The organism is Xanthomonas sp. NCPPB 2250 (assembly GCF_056725265.1).
On record NZ_CM161520.1, the window covers coordinates 1,435,097 to 1,452,876 of the forward strand.

The 17,780-nt window shown below is 69.1% G+C and carries 14 protein-coding genes and 1 tRNA gene; 10 read left to right on the forward strand and 5 right to left on the reverse strand.

Annotation, left to right across the window (positions count from 1 at the left end; translation table 11 throughout):
• The first annotated feature begins 28 nt into the window (after positions 1-28).
• The 8 genes from tolR to AC1PMG_RS05995 all read left to right on the forward strand — a co-directional run bounded on the left by tolR (position 29) and on the right by AC1PMG_RS05995 (position 6,116).
• Positions 29-466 (forward strand): protein TolR, encoded by a 438-nt coding sequence (gene tolR / locus AC1PMG_RS05960; RefSeq protein WP_017907449.1) that lies wholly within the window; start codon positions 29-31, stop codon positions 464-466.
• Entirely contained in the window at positions 456-1,457 is a 1,002-nt protein-coding gene (tolA, locus tag AC1PMG_RS05965; protein ID WP_267105627.1) for a cell envelope integrity protein TolA, read from the forward strand. Before tolR ends, tolA begins: the two co-directional genes overlap by 11 nt.
• A 170-nt stretch (positions 1,458-1,627) precedes the next feature.
• A complete protein-coding gene (gene tolB / locus AC1PMG_RS05970) occupies positions 1,628-2,947 on the forward strand; it encodes a Tol-Pal system beta propeller repeat protein TolB (protein ID WP_148828954.1) in 1,320 nt (439 codons plus the stop codon).
• 68 nt (positions 2,948-3,015) lie between these two features.
• Positions 3,016-3,534 (forward strand): peptidoglycan-associated lipoprotein Pal, encoded by a 519-nt coding sequence (gene pal, locus AC1PMG_RS05975; RefSeq protein ID WP_342074057.1) that lies wholly within the window; start codon positions 3,016-3,018, stop codon positions 3,532-3,534.
• Positions 3,535-3,540: 6 nt separating this feature from the next.
• Complete coding sequence (ybgF, locus tag AC1PMG_RS05980; protein ID WP_481110986.1) at positions 3,541-4,368, forward strand: tol-pal system protein YbgF; 828 nt, start codon at positions 3,541-3,543, stop codon at positions 4,366-4,368.
• 46 nt (positions 4,369-4,414) lie between these two features.
• The gene (gene queE, locus AC1PMG_RS05985; protein WP_043091803.1) at positions 4,415-5,092 is read left to right on the forward strand and encodes a 7-carboxy-7-deazaguanine synthase QueE; all 678 of its coding nucleotides are present in this window, start codon (positions 4,415-4,417) and stop codon (positions 5,090-5,092) included.
• 218 nt (positions 5,093-5,310) lie between these two features.
• The gene (queC, locus tag AC1PMG_RS05990) at positions 5,311-5,976 is read left to right on the forward strand and encodes a 7-cyano-7-deazaguanine synthase QueC (protein WP_026143259.1); all 666 of its coding nucleotides are present in this window, start codon (positions 5,311-5,313) and stop codon (positions 5,974-5,976) included.
• Between the two features lie 64 nt (positions 5,977-6,040).
• Positions 6,041-6,116, forward strand: a tRNA-Lys gene (locus tag AC1PMG_RS05995).
• A gap of 187 nt (positions 6,117-6,303) precedes the next feature.
• Here AC1PMG_RS05995 and AC1PMG_RS06000 read toward each other — a convergent pair.
• A complete protein-coding gene (locus AC1PMG_RS06000) occupies positions 6,304-6,921 on the reverse strand; it encodes a LysE/ArgO family amino acid transporter (protein WP_481110987.1) in 618 nt (205 codons plus the stop codon).
• Positions 6,922-7,025: 104 nt separating this feature from the next.
• Between AC1PMG_RS06000 and AC1PMG_RS06005 the strand changes: the two genes are divergently transcribed.
• Positions 7,026-7,934 carry a LysR family transcriptional regulator ArgP gene (locus tag AC1PMG_RS06005; protein ID WP_481110988.1) on the forward strand — a complete coding sequence of 303 codons (909 nt, stop codon included), beginning with the start codon at positions 7,026-7,028 and terminating at the stop codon, positions 7,932-7,934.
• Between the two features lie 267 nt (positions 7,935-8,201).
• On the opposite strand, the gene AC1PMG_RS06010 is transcribed toward AC1PMG_RS06005, so the two are convergent.
• The 4 genes from AC1PMG_RS06010 to AC1PMG_RS06025 all read right to left on the reverse strand — a co-directional run bounded on the left by AC1PMG_RS06010 (position 8,202) and on the right by AC1PMG_RS06025 (position 12,835).
• Positions 8,202-8,828 carry a TetR/AcrR family transcriptional regulator gene (locus AC1PMG_RS06010; protein ID WP_017912596.1) on the reverse strand — a complete coding sequence of 209 codons (627 nt, stop codon included), beginning with the start codon at positions 8,826-8,828 and terminating at the stop codon, positions 8,202-8,204.
• 581 nt (positions 8,829-9,409) lie between these two features.
• Complete coding sequence (locus AC1PMG_RS06015) at positions 9,410-9,904, reverse strand: hypothetical protein (protein ID WP_263392567.1); 495 nt, start codon at positions 9,902-9,904, stop codon at positions 9,410-9,412.
• Positions 9,905-10,052: 148 nt separating this feature from the next.
• Complete coding sequence (gene recQ / locus AC1PMG_RS06020; RefSeq protein ID WP_481110989.1) at positions 10,053-11,861, reverse strand: DNA helicase RecQ; 1,809 nt, start codon at positions 11,859-11,861, stop codon at positions 10,053-10,055.
• A gap of 404 nt (positions 11,862-12,265) precedes the next feature.
• Positions 12,266-12,835, reverse strand: a complete 570-nt coding sequence (locus AC1PMG_RS06025) for a Dps family protein (RefSeq protein ID WP_481110990.1) — start codon at positions 12,833-12,835, stop codon at positions 12,266-12,268.
• Positions 12,836-12,927: 92 nt separating this feature from the next.
• On the opposite strand from AC1PMG_RS06025, the gene hrpA reads away from it, so the two are divergent.
• A complete protein-coding gene (gene hrpA / locus AC1PMG_RS06030; RefSeq protein WP_481110991.1) occupies positions 12,928-17,118 on the forward strand; it encodes an ATP-dependent RNA helicase HrpA in 4,191 nt (1,396 codons plus the stop codon).
• The last annotated feature ends 662 nt before the right edge of the window (positions 17,119-17,780 follow it).

Here is a 17,780-nt window from a genome sequence, read left to right on the forward strand (position 1 = left end):
GTCTGCCCACGACTCCCAGGATTCCCGCATGACTGCCGCCATTTCCCGCCGCAAGCGCCGCAAGCTCAAGTCCGAGATCAACGTCGTGCCGTACATCGACGTGATGCTGGTGCTGCTGATCATCTTCATGGTCACCGCGCCCTTGCTCAGCCTGAGCGTGGACGTGGATCTGCCCGATTCCACCGCGCGCTCGGTGGAGAGCAAGAAGGATCCGGTGATCGTCACCGTCGACGCCGAAGGCCGCTACACCCTGACCCTGCAGGACGGCAAGCCGGAGAAGATCGCCGCGCCGGAGCTGAAGGCGAAGATCCAGGCCTTCGTCGGCCAGAACAAAGACGTGCCGGTGTTCGTCGCCGCGCCCGGTACCTCGAACTACCAACTGGTCATGGACACCATGGTCATGCTGCAGCAGGCCGGCGTGCCCAAGGTCGGCCTGATGAGTCAGCCCGGAAACAATGCACGCTGAAGCCGATTCCCGCCCGCCGCAGCAGCGCGGCGACGACAAGGGGCTGATCTTCGGGGTCGCCCTGGCGTTGCTGGTGCACGTGCTGATCGCACTGCTGTTCTTCCTGGCCTGGTGGTGGTCGCCGGTGCGCCAGGTCGAACCGGCCGCCGGTTCGCCGATGGTCGAGGCCTCGCTGGTGGTCTCGGCCGCCGACGTGCGCTCGGCGCAGAAGGCGGTGAAGGACGCGCCCAAGCCCTTGCCCGAACCGCTGCCCGAGCCGGTCAAGGACGTCGCCGAGGAAGACACGGTGCCGCCGCCGCAGCCGCTGCCCACGCCCAAGCCGCAGCAGGCGCCGACCCCGCAGCAGCAGAAGGCGCAGGACTTCGTCCCGGTGCCCGACAAGGTCGACCAGGACCGTGCCAGCCGCACCGCGATCTCCCAGGAAAAGGAGAAGCAGGAGCAGGAGGCCAAGCGCCGCCAGGAACAGATCGACCTGACCGAGCAGAAGCGCCAGCAGGAGGCCGAGCAGAAGCAGCGCCTGGCCGCGCAGCAGGAAGAGGAGCGGCAGAAGAAGATCGCCGACATCCGCAAGCAGCGCGAGAAGCTGGAGCGCGAGGCCCAACTGGCCCAGCAGAAGCTGCAGCAGATCGCCGACCTGAACGCCAAGAAGGCGTCGGCGGCCGCGGCTACCACGCCGCAGCAGGCGCCGGGCCAGAACGGCACCAACACCGACCTGCAGGCCAAGTACGCCGCGGCGATCCAGCAGGCGGTGCTGAGCCAGTGGGTGCGCCCGGACTCGGTGCCGCTGGGGCAGAAGTGCAAGATCTCGATCACCCAGATCCCAGGTGGCCAGGTCATGCAGGCCAAGGTCAGCCCCGACTGTCCCTACGACGAGGCCGGCCGCCGCTCGATCGAGGCCGCGGTGCTGCGCGCCCAGCCGTTGCCCTACCGTGGCTTCGAGACCGTGTTCGCGCGCAACTTGACCTTCAACTTCACCGCTCAGGACCAATAACCCCGGCGGCTGGCGCCGCGTTGCGCGCGCCCCGCCATCCACCCAGCATGCGATGGGCGATAATGTGCCGCGTCCTGCCATCGGCTTCACATGGCGATGGTTCATGATTGCGAATACGTTCACCCGCGCATTGCTATCTCTTGCGCCTTTCCGATCCTGCTGAGCGACCCATGAAGAAACTGCCGCGCTGGCTTGCCGTTCTCACCGCCCTGTTGCTGCCTCTCGCCGCGTCCGCGCAGGACAAGGGCCTGGAAATCGACATCGTCGGCGGCAATGCCTCGGCGACCCCGATCACCGTGGTGCCGATGCCGTACCAGGGATCGGCGACCCCGCCGAGCACCGACGTCGCCGCCGTGGTCCGCGCCGACCTGGATCGCTCCGGCCAGTTCCGCAACCTGCCCGAATCGCAGATCGTGGAGCGTCCGACCCGCGGCAGCGAGGTGCAGTTCGCCACCTGGCGTGCGCTCAAGCAGAGCTACCTGGTCGTGGGCCGGGTGATGGATGCCGGCGAAGGCGCCTACCGCGTCGAGTACGAACTGTTCGACGTGGGCAAAGGCGAGCGCATGCTCGGCCTGGCCATGACCGCCCGCGCCAACGCCATGCGCGACGTCGCCCACCAGATGGCCGATGCCATCTACGAGAAGATCACCGGCGTGCGCGGCGCGTTCTGGACCCGCATCGCCTACGTCACCGCCAGCGGCAAGGGCGGGGCGATGCGCTATGCGCTGATGGTCGCCGACTCCGACGGCTACAACCCGCAGACCATCGTCCGCTCGGCCGAGCCGCTGCTGTCGCCGAACTGGAGCCCGGACGGCAAGAAGCTGGCCTACGTGAGCTTCGAGCGCGGCAACTCGTCGATCTACATCCAGGACATCGCCACCGGTGCGCGCCAGCTGGTCTCCAGCTTCCGCGGCATCAACGGCGCCCCGTCGTTCTCGCCGGACGGCAAGAAGCTGGCCCTGGCGCTGTCGCGCAGCGGCAACCCGGAGATCTACGTGATGGATCTGGGCAGCAAGCAGCTGACCCAGCTGACCAACCACTTCGGCATCGACACCGAGCCGACCTGGGCCCCGGACGGCAACAGCATCTACTTCACCTCCGACCGTGGCGGCCGCCCGCAGATCTACCAGGTGCCGGCCACCGGCGGCAGCGCCACCCGCATCACCTTCCAGGGCAACTACAACGCGACCCCGAGCGTGTCCTTCGACGGCAACAAGCTGGTCGTGGCCCAGGGCAGCGGCAACACCTACAAGATCGCGATGATGGACCGCAGCCTGGGTTCGCCGCGCTGGAGCACGCTGTCGACCGGTTCGCTGGACGAGTCGCCGAGCTTCGCCCCCAACGCCAGCATGGTGCTGTATGCGGCGCGTGAAGGCGGCCGTGGCGTGCTGTACGCGGTCTCGGCCGATGCTCGCGTGCGGCAGCGCCTGGTGCTCGCCGATGGCGACGTGCGCGAACCGTCCTGGTCGCCGTATCGCACTGCACGTTGACATGTAAGTTTGGTGTTAATATTTCGCTGTTGAACCCCTCATCGGCCCAGGAGCCACAAGGTATCGCCATGAACAAGACCACCCGCGTTCTGCTTGTTTCGCTGTTGTCCGTTGCAGCTCTGGCCGGCTGCTCCAAGAAGGTCAAGGAACAGCCCCAGACCGACACCACCGGCACCACCGGTACCACCGCCCCGACCGGCCCGTCGACCTCCGGTCTGTACGGCCCGGGCGACCTGGACACCGATTCCTGCCTGCGTCAGCGCGTGGTCTACTTCGACCTGGACAAGGACGCCGTGAAGCCGGAATTCCAGGCGATCATGGCGTGCCACGCCAAGTACCTGCGTGACCGTCCGTCCTCGCGCATCACCCTGCAGGGCAACACCGACGAGCGTGGTTCGCGCGAGTACAACATGGGCCTGGGCGAGCGTCGTGCCAACGCCGTGTCCTCGGCGCTGCAGGCCAACGGTGGCTCGGCTGCGCAGCTGACCGTGGTCAGCTACGGCGAAGAGCGTCCGGTCTGCACCGAGTCGAACGAGTCCTGCTGGTCGCAGAACCGTCGCGTCGAGATCGTCTACACGGCGCAGTAAGAAAAGATGCGTATCGGTGTCCTTACATCGATGATCGTCGCGGCGGCCCTCGTGGCCGCCGCGCCGGCTCATGCGCAGCGCGCAAGCCTGGCCGACCGCGTTTCCGCGCTCGAGCAGCAGGCCATGAATACCCAGGCCAACACCGACATCCTGAACCAGCTCAACCAGCTGCGCACGCAGATGCAGTCGATGGAAGCCACGATCGAACAACTGCAGCACAGCAACGACCAGCTCAAGCAGCAGATCAAGGACCAGTACCTGGACCTGGATGGCCGCGTGGGCCGGCTGGAGGGTGGTGCAGGGGCAGGAGCGACGCCGTCGCTGCCGCCGGCCAATGGCACCGCACCGGCTGTCGCGCCGGCCGCGCCTGGAGGCAAGCCGTCCGCCGTCGCCGAGCCGCCTCCGTCGGTGCACGGCGACGCCGGCACCCTGGCCGCCGCAGGCGACGAGCGGGCTGTCTACAACGTCGCCTTCGATGCACTGAAGGCCGGCAAGTACGCCGACTCGGCGAACCTGTTCCAGAACTTCCTGCAGGCCTACCCGAACGGCGTGTATGCGCCGAACGCGCTGTACTGGCTGGGCGAGAGCTACTACGCCACCAAGAACTTCCAGTTGGCCGAGGCCCAGTTCCAGGACCTGATCGGCCGCTATCCGACCCACGACAAGGCGCCGGGCGCGCTGCTCAAGCTGGGTCTGTCCCAGTACGGCGAAGGCCGCGTCCAGGATGCCGAGCAGACCCTGCAGCAGGTCGGCGCGAAGTATCCCGGGTCCGATGCCGCGCGGACCGCGCAGGACCGCCTGCAGTCGATCCGTCTCGGCCAGCAGCTGCGCTGAGCCCCTTACGCTGCCGCCGCCGTCGCGGGAGCATCTTTCTCCCGCCATGGCCGCCGTTCCCAGCGATATCGTCCAAAGCCCGCTGCCCCGCCTGAAGCTGACGGAGATCTTCCTGTCGCTGCAGGGCGAAGCCGAGAGCGCCGGCTGGCCCACTGTGTTCGTGCGCCTGACCGGCTGCCCGCTGCGCTGCAGCTACTGCGACACCGCCTACGCCTTCCATGGCGGGCAGTGGTGGGACATCGACGCGATTCTCGAAGAGGTGGCGCGCCACGGCGTGCGCCATGTCTGCGTCACCGGCGGCGAACCGCTGGCGCAGAAGCGCTGCCTGCAGCTGCTGCAGCGCCTGTGCGACGCCGGCTACGACGTGTCGCTGGAGACCTCCGGCGCGCTGGACATCGCCGAGGTCGATCCGCGTGTGTCGCGGGTGCTCGACATCAAGACCCCGGCGTCGCAGGAAGCGCATCGCAACCGCTGGGAGAACCTGCCGCTGCTGACCGCGCGCGACCAGATCAAGTTCGTCCTGTGCGGCCGCGCCGACTACGAGTGGGCGCGCGCCGTGGTCGCCGAACACCGGCTGGACACGCGCTGCACCGTCTGGTTCTCGCCGAGCAAGAGCGAACTGACCGCGCGCGACCTGGCCGACTGGATCGTCGCCGACCGCCTGCCGGTGCGGTTCCAGATGCAGTTGCACAAGCTGCTGTGGAACGACGAGCCTGGTCGCTGAGCGGCCGGGATGACCAGCCATTCGGCTGTGGAAAGGCGGGAATTCGGGATTAGGGATTCGTAGGAGCGGCTTCAGCCGCGACGGATCTTGTCCGAACTTTCATCGCGGCTGAAGCCGCTCCTGCATGGTCAAATGGACCATGTGGATCCCATCCGTCCATGTGCCGCCGCTTTTGCCAATCCCCAATCCCCAATCCCCACTCTCAAATCCCCGCCCTCATGAAAAACGCCGTCGTCCTTCTCTCCGGTGGCATGGACTCCGCCGTCGTCGTCGCCATCGCCCGTGCGCAGGGGTTCGCGGTGCATGCCTTGAGCGTGCGCTACGGCCAGCGCCATACCTCCGAACTGGATGCGGCCGCGCGCGTCGCCTCGGCGTTGGGCGCGGTGGCGCACAAGACCGTCAATGTCGACCTGCGCAGCATCGGCGGCTCGGCGCTGACCGACGACATCGAGGTGCCGGACGCCGGTGGCGACGGCATCCCGGTCACCTATGTGCCGGCGCGCAACACCATCATGCTGTCGGTGGCGCTGGGCTGGGCCGAGGTGCTGGGCGCGGCCGACATCTTCTGCGGGGTCAACGCGGTGGACTACTCCGGCTATCCCGATTGCCGCCCCGAGTTCATCGACGCGTTCCAGACCCTGGCCAATTTGGCGACCAAGGCCGGGGTGGAGGGCGCCGGGCTGCGCGTGCACGCGCCGCTGCAGCACATGAGCAAGGCCGACATCGTGCGCGAAGGCGTGCGCCTGGGCGTGGACTTCGGCCTGACCGTGTCCTGCTACCGCGCCGACGACGCCGGCCGCGCCTGCGGCCACTGCGACGCCTGCCGCCTGCGCGCGGCCGGCTTCGCCGACGCCGGCGTTGCCGACCCGACCCGCTACGCCTGATTTCGCGAAACGCCCCGTGCTGGGGTAGACTACGCGCCCCGGTGCAACGCCGGGGTCTTGTTTTGGGCCGTTAGCTCAGTCGGTAGAGCAGAAGACTTTTAATCTTTTGGTCGATGGTTCGAATCCATCACGGCCCACCACTCCGCTCAGCGGGTCACGCGTCGCCTTTGGCGGTTTTTTCGCCATATCCTGACATCACTCCTGAATTCAACGCGAGTCGCGCTGGTCCCATGATCGGGACTGCGTGGTCGTCGGATGCTGCGACTCCCAGCCTTGCGCGACAGCTGCAAGCGGTCGCACTGGTTTGCGGCCACCGTCCCCGATCGTTCATGCCAGGGGCTGCAGGAGCAACGCGAGGCACAACCCCAGCATGAACAGCGCGACCGCCGCATCCAGCAACCGCCACGCAGTGGGCTTGCGGAACACCGGCTGCAGCAGCCGCGCGCCGTAGCCCAGGCTGCAGAACCAGGTCGCGCTGGCGAGGCACGCGCCGAGTGCGAATGCCCAGCGCAGCTGTCCCGGGTAGCGTGTGGAGAGGCTACCCAGCAGCACCATGGTGTCCAGGTACACATGCGGATTGAGGAAGGTGAAGGCCAGGCAGGTCAGCAGGACGCGCCGCCAGCTCCGCTGATCCTTGCCGTGCGCCAGCAGGCCGCCACTGCCGCGCCAGGCGCGTCGTGCCGCCAGCAGCGCGTAAGCACCGAGGAAGGCCGCGCCGCCGTAGCGTAGTCCCTGCAGCACGCCCGGCCAGGCATCCGCCACGGCACCGATGCCGGACACGCCGAGGAGTATCAGCGCGATGTCGCTGGCGGCGCACACCGCCACGACCAGGCCGACATGCCGACGCTGCAGCCCCTGGCGCAGCACGAAGGCGTTCTGCGCGCCGATGGCGACGATCAGGCTAGCGCCGGCGACGAAGCCGGCCAACAGTGCGTGCAGCAACATGAGGAGTGCCCGGTGACGTGGGCGGGCATGCTGCATGTGCCAGCAGGATTAGCCAAACTAATTTTTCTGTAGGCTGTAAAGAATTCCTAATCTGCATCGCTGCCATGGACCTGCTCCACCCCCAGCTGTCCGCTTTCGCCGCCGTCCTGGAAGAAGGCAGCTTCGAAGCCGCCGCGCGCCGCCTGGCACTGACGCCATCGGCGGTCTCGCAGCGGATCAAGGCGCTGGAAGACCGGCTCGGCCAGGTGCTGATCGTGCGCCAGACCCCTTGCCGGCCGACCCCCGCCGGCGAGCGCCTGCTGCGCAGCGTGCGGCCGATGCAGGTGCTGGAGGCCGAGGCGGTGGCCGACCTGTTGCCCGCGCCTGCGAGCAGCGCAGCGGCACGCAGCATCGCCATCGCCGTCAACGACGACTCGCTGCAGACCTGGTTCCTGGACGCGCTGGCGGCGCTGCACGACGCGCATGGCTACCTGTTCGATATCCAGGTGGACGACCAGGACCACACGCTGGAGCTGTTGCGCAGCGGCGCGGTCCTCGGCGCCGTCACGTCCGTCGGCAAGGCGTTGCAGGGCTGCAATGTGCTGTCGCTGGGCGCGATGCGCTACCGCGCGATCGCCTCGCCGGCCTTTTTCGCCCGCTACTTTGCCGACGGACTGGATGCGGCGGCGCTGGCCCGCGCCCCGATGATCGTCTACAACCGCAAGGACGCGCTGCAGGCGCGCTTCGTGCGGCGCATCACCCGCGCGCGGCTGAGCCCGCCGATCCACTACCTGCCGACCTCCATTGGCTTCGTCGAGGCGGCCGCGCGTGGACTGGGCTGGTGCCTGGCGCCGGAGCCGATGCTGGTGGCCGCGCTGCGGCAGCGGCAGATCGTGGTCGTCGACCCGCAGCGCTGGCTCGACGTGCCGCTGTACTGGCAGCATGTCGCGGTCCGTTCCAGGACGCTGCAGTACATCGCTCGGGCGCTGCGTGCCGCAGCGGAGGGTATGCACGCGCCAGCGCCGCTTCCCTGAGCGTCGCTCGCGTTGGGTCGCTTGCTCCGGTGCCGATCATCGTCCAGGGCGACCTCCTGCTTGTGACGGCAGCAGTGCATCGACGTCGAGTGCTGCCCGGGATCAGGTCAGGGTCGTTTCGTGGATGACGCCGCTCGGCCTCATGCCGCCTCGTGCAGGAACGCAGCGCCGGCGTCTGTGTCCGCAGGGCGCATCAGGATCCCGGTCAAGGCTTGGGTGATGTGAGTGGACGAACCGTCAGGGCGAAGGGAACGGCGGACGACGGCGTCAGGCCTGCGCCGTGCTGAAGATCCCGGCCAGGCTCTCGCTCAGGATCAACTGCAGATGCATGCGGTTGAGCTCCACGCCGGTGGTCATCATCATGTGCAGGCCGCCGCACATCGCCGCGACCGCGTAGACGCGGGCCTGGAATTCGGCTTCGCTGCCGCTCCAGCCGTGGTCGCGCAGCATGCGTCGCAGCAGGTCGCCGAGGTTCTGCACCAGGGACACGTTGAGCCGGCGCGCGTATTGCGCCAGTTCGGGGTCGCGTGCGGCGGCCAGGTCCATCTCCAGATCCAGGCGCCGCCGCCGCTGGTTGGCATCGGCCACCAGCCAGTCTTCCAATGCGCCGGCGATGAACGTGGTGGCGTCCTGGTGCGGCGGCGGTTGCAGCAGCCACATGGTGCGGATCGCACGCTCGTAGCCGCGTTCCATCAGCGCCTGGACCAGGCTGCGCTTGTCGTCGAACTGCCGACGCACCGCGCTGCAGGAAACCTCGGCGGTCCCGGCGATCAGTTCGAAGGTGGTGGCGCCGAGGCCGTTCTCGACGATGCAGCGCTCGGCCGCATCGAGGACGTCATCGTGCAGGCGCTGCTCGCGTTCGCGGGCGCTGTGCAGCCGGACTACGTTGGACATGGCGTGAGCTCGGGGGGAAGCGATGCCACATGAAGGGGAGGTTTGCCGGGCGACCGGCCGCGACGCGCACGCGATGCGTGACGCCGCCGCGGACGGCATGCCGACAAAGGCAGCGCGATTGTAGACGCGATGCGTCGCGGTCGCGCATGCGGCGGCAAGTCGGTCGATCCCGTAGCCACCACCGTGACGGGCGGCACGCTCGAGTGGGGGTGTCGATGCGCGCAATAAACGCAGTGGACACGGCTGCATGACTGGGTGCGTCTGTCCGCAGTGGAGCGCGAGCGTGGGAGCGGGCGGTTTCAGTGGCGCCGGCACGACACGACGCACCGCGGGGTGCTGCGATTGCGGATGTGGACAGGGGGACACGTGCTGCCGGAAAGTTCCAGGCCGTGTGCGGACCAGCCTGGGAGTCCGGCGGGCACTGCTACCGACTTCGGGAAGTGTGCCGTAGGAGCGGCTTCAGCCGCGATTGGCGTTACCTGGAACGCCTCGTCGCGGCTGAAGCCGCTCCTACGAGGCAACGTGCATCGGTTCCAGCGTGGCGGGAGCGAATTACTGGCGCTGCCCCCGTGTCGCCGTGCTTACCAGCCGAACGGCGGCGGGCCGTAGGCGCCGGGGTAGTAGCCGCGGCCGAACACCGGGCCGTCGCCGCGGCCGACGCTGATGCTGATGCCCATCTGCCGCGGCTTGCCGTCGTCGGTGTAGGAGGTCTTGCACATGTTCAGATTGGCGGCCTGGTAGTTGCTGTTGCCGCCATGCGTGGAATAGCCGATGCCGGTGGCGACGCTGCCGTGCACGTCGCCGTTGCAGCGGTCGGCCTGCGCCTGCAGGGCCTCGGCGCGCGCCTGCGCTGCCGCCGCCTTCTGCGCCGAGGCCGAGGTGCCACTGGTGTCGCCGTAGTAAGCGCCCGGCGGATCGGCCTTGGTGCCGGGATCGGCATAGGTGATCGGCTGTTGCGGCACGCTCAGGTCGAGCTTGCGCTTGGCGGCCTCGCTGTCGCTGGTGGCATCGGCGGTCTGGGCCAGGGCGGGGCCGGCGAGCAGGGTGCAGACGAGAAGAAGGAGGCTGCGGTTCATCGGGCATCCGCCAGAAGAGAGGGGCCCGGCGGAGCCTGTCAGACGCTCCGCCGTGACGCTGACGCTATCAATACCACGTTGAACCCGGCCTGTCGGCGCCGTGGGCCGCGCTGCGACGTGCCGATGCTGCAGGCGCTGGTGCCGCCCTTCAGCCCTGTCCGTGCACCACGTCGAGCAGTTGCTGGCCGTAGCGGGCCAGCTTGCTGCCGCCGATGCCGCCGACCCGCGCCAGTTCATCCAGGCTGCTCGGGCGCTGCTCGGCGATGTTGCGCAGGGTGCTGTCGTGGAAGATCACGAAGGCCGGCACGTTCTGTTCCTTGGCCAGGCCGGCGCGGAGGTCGCGCAGCGCGTTGAACAGCGGCAGGTCCTGCGCCTGCACCGGCACGCCGGTGCGCGGGCTGCCGCTGCGGTCGCCGCGCTCGCGGCCGCGGCTGGGCAGTTCGCGGCGCATCATGATCTTGCGTTCGCCCTTGAGCACCTGGCGGCTGGCGTCGGTGAGGCGCAGGCCGCCGTAGGCGTCGCTGTCCACTTCCAGCAGGCCGGTGGCGACCAGCTGCCGGAACACGCCGCGCCAGGCGCGCGCGTCCAGGTCCTTGCCGATGCCGTAGGTGCTGAGCTGGTCGTGGCCGAACTGCTTGATCTTCTCGCCCTCGTTGCCGCGCAGGATGTCGATCAGGTGGCCGACGCCGAAGCGCTGGCCGCTGCGGTACACGCAGCTCAGCGCCTTCTGCACGGCGACCGTGGCATCCCAGGCGTCGGCGGGCTGCAGGCAGTTGTCGCAGTTGCCGCAGGGCTGCGGATAGGTCTCGCCGAAGCCGGCCAGCAGCACCTGGCGGCGGCACTGCATCGATTCGCAGTAGCCCAGCAACTGGTCGAGCTTGCGCCGTTCCACGCGCTTGCGCTCCTCACCGGCCTCGCCCTGCTCGATCATCTGCTTGAGCAGCACCACGTCGCCCAGCCCGTAGCACAGCCAGGCCTCGGCGGCTTCGCCGTCGCGGCCGGCGCGGCCGGTCTCCTGGTAGTAGCCCTCCAGCGACTTGGGCAGGTCGGTGTGGGCGACGAAGCGCACGTCGGGCTTGTCGATGCCCATGCCGAAGGCGATGGTGGCGCACATCACGATGCCGTCCTCGCGCAGGAAGCGGCGCTGGTTGTCGGCGCGCACTTCGGCCGGCAGGCCGGCGTGGTAGGGCAGGGCGTTCAGGCCTTCGCGGGCCAGGAATTCGGCGGTCTCCTCGACCTTGCGCCGCGACATGCAGTAGACGATGCCGGCGCTGCCGCGGTGTGCGCGCAGGAAGTCCAGCAGCTGGCGCCGCGCATTGTCCTTCTGCACCACGGTGTAGCGGATGTTGGGGCGGTCGAAGGAGCTGACGAAGTGGCGGGCCTGGGCCAGGTCCAGGCGCTCGGCGATCTCGCGCTGGGTCGGCGGATCGGCGGTGGCGGTGAGGGCGATGCGCGGGGTCTGCGGCCAGCGCTCGTGCAGCACGGTGAGCTGGCGGTATTCGGGGCGGAAGTCGTGGCCCCACTGCGACACGCAGTGCGCCTCGTCGATGGCGAACAGGGCGATGCGGCTGCGCTCGATCAGCGACAGGAAACGCGGGGTCAGCAGCCGTTCGGGAGCGACGTAGAGCAGGTCCAGTTCGCCGGCCAGCAGGTCGCGTTCGACCCGCTGCGCGGTCTCGCCGTCCAGGGTGGAGTTGAGGTATTCGGCGCGCACGCCGAGCTGGCGCAGCGCCTCGACCTGGTCCTGCATCAGCGCGATCAGCGGCGAGATGACGATGCCGGTGCCGTCGCGCAGCAGCGAGGGGATCTGGTAGCACAGCGACTTGCCGCCGCCGGTGGGCATCAGCACCAGCGCGTCGTGGCCGGCGGCGACGTGTTCGACGATGTCCTGTTGCAGGCCGCGGAACTGGTCGTAGCCGAAGACGCGGCTGAGCAAGGCGTGGGCGGGGGAAGACATCTGTGTAGGATACCGCGCCGCGCAAGGGCGGTTGCCTTCCGGATATCCGCAAGCGGGTATCAGGCGAAGCTGCGGCGTGCTGTAGGACTCACTCACGGGTCCTGCGGCGGTGAAGAACCAGGCCTGCTTGGCCGACCTGGTAAGGCGTCGGGACTGAAGTCACTCCCACAGTGCAGCCTGCTAGCGTCTCGCAGGCTCCGGTGGGAGCGGCTTGTCTCCTTTCGGGGTCAGTCGCGACGGGCCTGGTCATGAGCACCCGTCGCGGCTGAAGCCGTTCCTACAAGGGGAGCCAGGCGTGACGAGGTAGCGATAGGCACGCATGGCCGCCCAATCCGGGCGACGGAGAGCGCGCAGCGTCGCCCGGTTGGCCCGCCCTGCCTGCCAGACAGGCAGGGCGGAACCCCTTACTGCAGCAGCGAGCGCAGCATCCAGGCGTACTTCTCGTGGGTCTGCAGGCGCTGGGTCAGCAGGTCTACCGACGGGTCGTCGCCGGCGTCGTCGGCGGTCTTGAGCACCTTGCGCGCGGTGCGGCACACCGCTTCGTTGCCGACCACCAGCTGGCGCACCATTTCGCGCCAGTCGGCGCTGTCGCTCAGGCCTTCCTCTTCCGGGATCGAGGTCAGCGCGGCGTATTCCTTGTAGGAGCCGGGGGCGTTGAAGCCCAGGGCGCGGATGCGCTCGGCCACGTCGTCCAGCGCCGCCCACTGCTCGGTGTACTGGGTCTCGAACATCAGGTGCAGCGAGTTGAACATCGACCCGGTCACGTTCCAGTGGAAGTTGTGGGTCTTCAGGTACAGGGTGAAGGCGTCGGCCATGTAGTGCGACAGGCCGTCGGCGATCTTCTTGCGATCGCCGCCGCCGATCCCGATATCGATGTTGGGCGCGGACGGCGCCAGGCCGGCCAGCGGCTGGCCGGCGGCGACGGCCTTGCTGGCGGTGTTCTTGGTCTTGCCGGGGGTCTTGTTCTTGGCCATGGGAATTCCTCCTGGGGGTTACGGACGAGATGGCGTCACAATAGACAGACTAAAGCATGTGCTGTGATTCAACGTTCAATGGCATCCGATTGATGAACGCTATCGAGAAACCTTCCTTGCCGGCACGCCTGCGCGAACGTCGCGCCGCGATCGACGGCGCGCTGACCCGCGACCGTGGCCGCCTGCTGGGCCTATGGTCGCGCTGGCAGGCCGCGCCCGGCAATGCCGCGCTGGAGACGGCGTTCGAGCAGGCGCTGCAGACGTCGCAGGCGCGTTGCGCCGCGCGTGCGGCGCAGCAGCCGGCGATCACCCTGGATCCGCAGTTGCCCATCGCGCGCGAGGCCGAGCGCATCGTTGCGCTGATCCGCGACCACCAGGTGGTGGTGATCGCCGGCGAGACCGGTTCGGGCAAGACCACGCAGTTGCCGAAGCTGTGCCTGGCCGCCGGGCGCGGCGCCGCCGGCATGATCGGCTGCACCCAGCCGCGGCGCATCGCCGCGCGCGCGGTGGCCAGCCGCGTGGCCGAGGAACTGCGCACGCCGGTGGGCGAAACGGTGGGCTTCCAGGTGCGCTTCAACGACCGGGTCGGCGAGCAGACCCGGATCAAGTTCATGACCGACGGCATCCTGCTGGCGGAGATCGCCAGCGACCGCTGGCTGTCCAGCTACGACACGATCATCGTCGACGAGGCGCACGAGCGCAGCCTCAACATCGATTTCCTGCTCGGCTATCTGAAGCAGTTGCTGCACAAGCGCCCGGACCTGAAGGTCATCGTGACCTCGGCCACGATCGACACCGCGCGCTTCGCTGCGCATTTCGACGATGCGCCGGTGATCAGCGTGGAAGGCCGTACGTATCCGGTGGAGGTGCGCTACAGGCCGCTGGAAGAGCCGGGATTGGAGAGTGGAGATTCGGGAGTGGAAACGGCGGATGCCCGCGAGCGCTCGGCATCCCGTGCTGCTGCCAATCCCGACTCCCGAATCCCCACTCCCGGCCTCTCGGTCAACGATGCGATCGTGGCGGCGGTGGACGAAATCACCCGGCTGGACCCGCGCGGCGACGTGCTGGTGTTCCTGCCTGGCGAGCGCGAGATCCGCGATGCGCACCAGGCGCTGGAACGACGCAAGTACCGCGAGACCGAGGTGCTGCCGCTGTACGCGCGGCTCTCCAACGCCGACCAGGACCGGGTGTTCAACCCTGGGCCAAAGCGGCGTCTGGTGCTGGCCACCAACGTTGCCGAGACCTCGCTGACGGTGCCGCGCATCCGCTACGTGGTCGATCCCGGCTATGCGCGGGTCAAGCGCTACAGTCCGCGGCAGAAGCTCGATCGCCTGCACATCGAACCGATCTCGCAGGCCAGCGCCAACCAACGCAAGGGCCGCTGCGGCCGCATCGCCGAGGGCATCTGCTACCGGCTGTACGCCGAGGCGGATTTTACGGCGCGCCCGGAGTTCACCGATCCGGAAATCCGCCGCTCCAGCCTGGCCGGGGTGATCCTGCGCATGCTGCAGCTGGGGCTGGGCCGGATCGAGGATTTCCCGTTCCTGGAGCCACCGGACGAGCGCGCGGTGGCCGATGGCTGGCAGCAGTTGGTGGAGCTGGGCGCGGTCGGCGAGCCGGACCGCCATGGCCTGCGCAAGCTCACCGAGATCGGCCGCAAGATGGCGCGGCTGCCGGTGGACGTGAAGCTGGCGCGGATGCTGGTGGCGGCGCAGCAGCACGGCTGCCTGCGGCCGATGCTGGTGATCGCCGCGTTCCTGGGCATCCAGGACCCGCGCGAGCGCCCGCCGGAGGCGCGCGAGGCCGCCGACAACGCGCACGCCAGGTTCGCCGACGGGCGCTCGGAATTCGTCGGCATCCTGCGCCTGTGGGACGGCTACCGGCAGGCGCACGAGGACCTGACCCAGTCCAAGCTGCGCGACTGGTGCGGGCGGCATTTCCTCGGCTTCCTGCGCATGCGCGAGTGGCGCGAACTGCACCGCCAGCTGCATCTGCTGTGCGCGGAACTCGGCTGGACCGAGGAGCCGGCGGCGGCCTCGCTGCAGCCGTTGCTGGCCGGCGCCGCCGCGCCGGCCCCGGCGCGCGATGCCGAGACCGCGGCGCGCGCGACCCGCGGGCAGTTGCACCGCGCTGCGCGGCTGGCCCGCGAAGGCCGCGGCACGCCGGCCACGCCCGTGCCGACCGCGGTCCCGACTCCGCCGCCTGCGCCCGCCGATGCGGGCGAGGCGCCGCGCGCCAGCGAGCGCGAGCGCGCCGCGGCCTACCAGGCGCTGCACCGCGCGCTGCTGGCCGGCCTGCCGACCCAGGTCGGCCATCGCACCGAGAAGGGCGACTTCCTGGCGCCGCGGCAGCGCCGCTTCCTGCTGTTCCCGGGCTCGGCGCTTGCCCGCAAGCCGCCGCCGTGGGTGCTGCCGGCCACGCTGCTGGACACGCAGAAGGTGTGGGGCCTGACCAATGCCGCGATCGAGCCGGACTGGGTGATCGCCGAGTTGCCGCACCTGCTGGCGCGCAAGCATTTCGATCCGCACTGGTCGCGCGCACAGGGTCAGGTGTTGGCTTCCGAGCAGATCAGCCTGTTCGGGTTGGTGCTGGCGCCGAAGAAGCCGGTGCACTACGGCCGCATCGATCCGCCCGGCGCGCATGAACTGTTCGTGCGCCAGGGCCTGGTGCCGGGCGAGATCAACACCCGTGCCAGCTTCGTCGCCGACAACCAGAAAGTGCTGGCGCAGGCGCACGAGGAAGAGGCCAAGTTGCGCCGTGCCGGCATCGTCGCCGACGAGGACTGGCAGGCGCGCTGGTATCTGGACCGGATTCCCGGCGAGATCCATTCCGCTTCCGGCCTGGACGCCTGGTGGAAGGCGCTGGCGCCGGAGCAGCGGCGCGCCCTGCACTGGTCGCTGGCCGATCTGCTGCCGGGCGAGGGCAGCGCGGCCGAACGCTATCCCACGTATTTCCGGCTGGGCGATGCGCGGCTTCCGCTGCACTACCGGTTCGAACCGGGCGCGGCCGACGACGGCGTGACGCTGGAGGTGCCGGTGCACCTGCTCAACGCGCTGGATCCGGCGCGGCTGTCGTGGCTGGCGCCGGGCTTCGTCACCGACAAGGCGGCGGCGCTGATCCGCAGCCTGCCCAAGGCCCTGCGCCGCAACTACGTGCCGGCACCGGACTTCGCCCGTGCGTTCTACGAGGCGTTCCCGCAGCCCAGCGCCGACGACATCCGTGGCGAGCTGGCGCGGTTCCTGCAGCGCGCCACCGGCGCGCCGCTGAGTGCGCTGGAGTTCGACGAGAGCACGCTGGAGCCGCATCTGCGCATGAACCTGCGCCTGCGCGACGAGGCGGGTAAGGTGCTGGCCGAGTCGCGCGACCTGGACGCGCTGCGTGCGCGCTTCGGCGAACGTGCCGGGCAGGCCTTCGCCGCGCGCGCCGGCCGCGCCATGGCCGCGACCGGACTGCGCGAGTTCCCGGCGACGCCGATCCCGCTGCAGGTGCCGGGCGAAGCCGGGGTGCCGGCGTATCCGGCATTGGTGGACGAGGGCGACAGCGCCGCGCTGCGCATCTTCGCCGACCGTGCGCAGGCCGAGGCGGCGCATCCGCGCGGCGTCCGCCGGTTGCTGGAGATCGCCCTGGCCGACAAGGTCAAGCAGGCGCGCAAGCAGTTGCCGGTGTCGCCCAAGACGGGGCTGCTGTACGCCGCGATCGAATCGCAGGAACGCCTGCGCGGCGACCTGGTGGAAGCGGCGTTGAACGCGCTGCTGGAGCAGGGGCTGGAGGCGATCCGCGATGCCGACGGTTTCGCCCAGCGCCGCGACGCCGCCGCCAAGCAGCTGTTTGGCGAGGCGATGGAACGGCTGAAGCTGGCCGAGGCGATCATGGGCGCGGCCGCGGAACTGAAGCCGCAGCTGGAATCGCCGCTGATGGGCTGGGCCAGCGGCAACCTCGACGACCTGCGCGCGCAACTGGCGGCCTTGCTGCACCCGGGCTTCCTGCGCGAGACCCCGGCCACCGCGCTGGCGCAGTTCCCACGCTATTTGCGCGCGATGATCCTGCGCGCCGAACGCGCCAAGCGCGATCCGGCGCGCGACCAGGCGCGGATGCTGGAACTGAAGCCGTTCGTCGACGCGTTGACCGACGCGGCCGCCGCCGGCCGCAGCAGCGACCCGCAGTGGCAGGCGCTGCGCTGGGACCTGGAAGAACTGCGGGTGTCGCTGTTCGCGCAGGAACTGGGCGCCCGCGCCGGCATCTCGGCCAAGAAGCTGGCGCAGCGGGTGGCTTTGCTGCGGTGATTACCAGCCGTTCGGCTGTGGAAAAGCCGGGAGTGGGAATGGACAGCCTACGGCTGCCGAAGAGCGCGCGGGATTGGTGGTGGGATTCCCGTGCTGCTCCCGTAGCACCCGCGTGAGCAGCATTCTTGTGGGAGGGGCTTCAGTCCCGACGCGTTCAGCGGCAGGCGTCGGGGCTGAAGCTCCTCTTACAAAGGGATGCGCCGTGTGGACGGTCAAGCATGTGCGCTGCAACGGCGTGTGGTGTTTGGTGCAAAGCACCGACGCAGTCGCGTCTTGCCGTGTCGCAGGAGCGGCTTCGGCCGCGACCATCGTGGCGCCATGCGTCGCGGCTGAAGCCGCTCCTACGCGTACGCTCCAGGGCTATTGGAGGTGCCCTGCATTCCCGCTGCTCTGGCGTTCATGCGTCGGGGCTGAAGCCCCTCCCACAGCAGCCGCTCCGGCGCGTGCGCCATGCGCTATGCCTCGCGGGCGAACGGCGCGGTGGTGATTCGACGTTGCCTGGCCTTGCCTAGCCAGTTCACCTGTTTGCCGTAGGAGCGGCTTCAGCCGCGACCGTCGTGGCGCCATGCGTCGCGGCTGAAGCCGCTCCTGCGCGTACGCTCCAGGGCGATTGGAAGTGCCCTGCATTCCCGCTGCTCTGGCGTTCATGCGTCGGGGCTGAA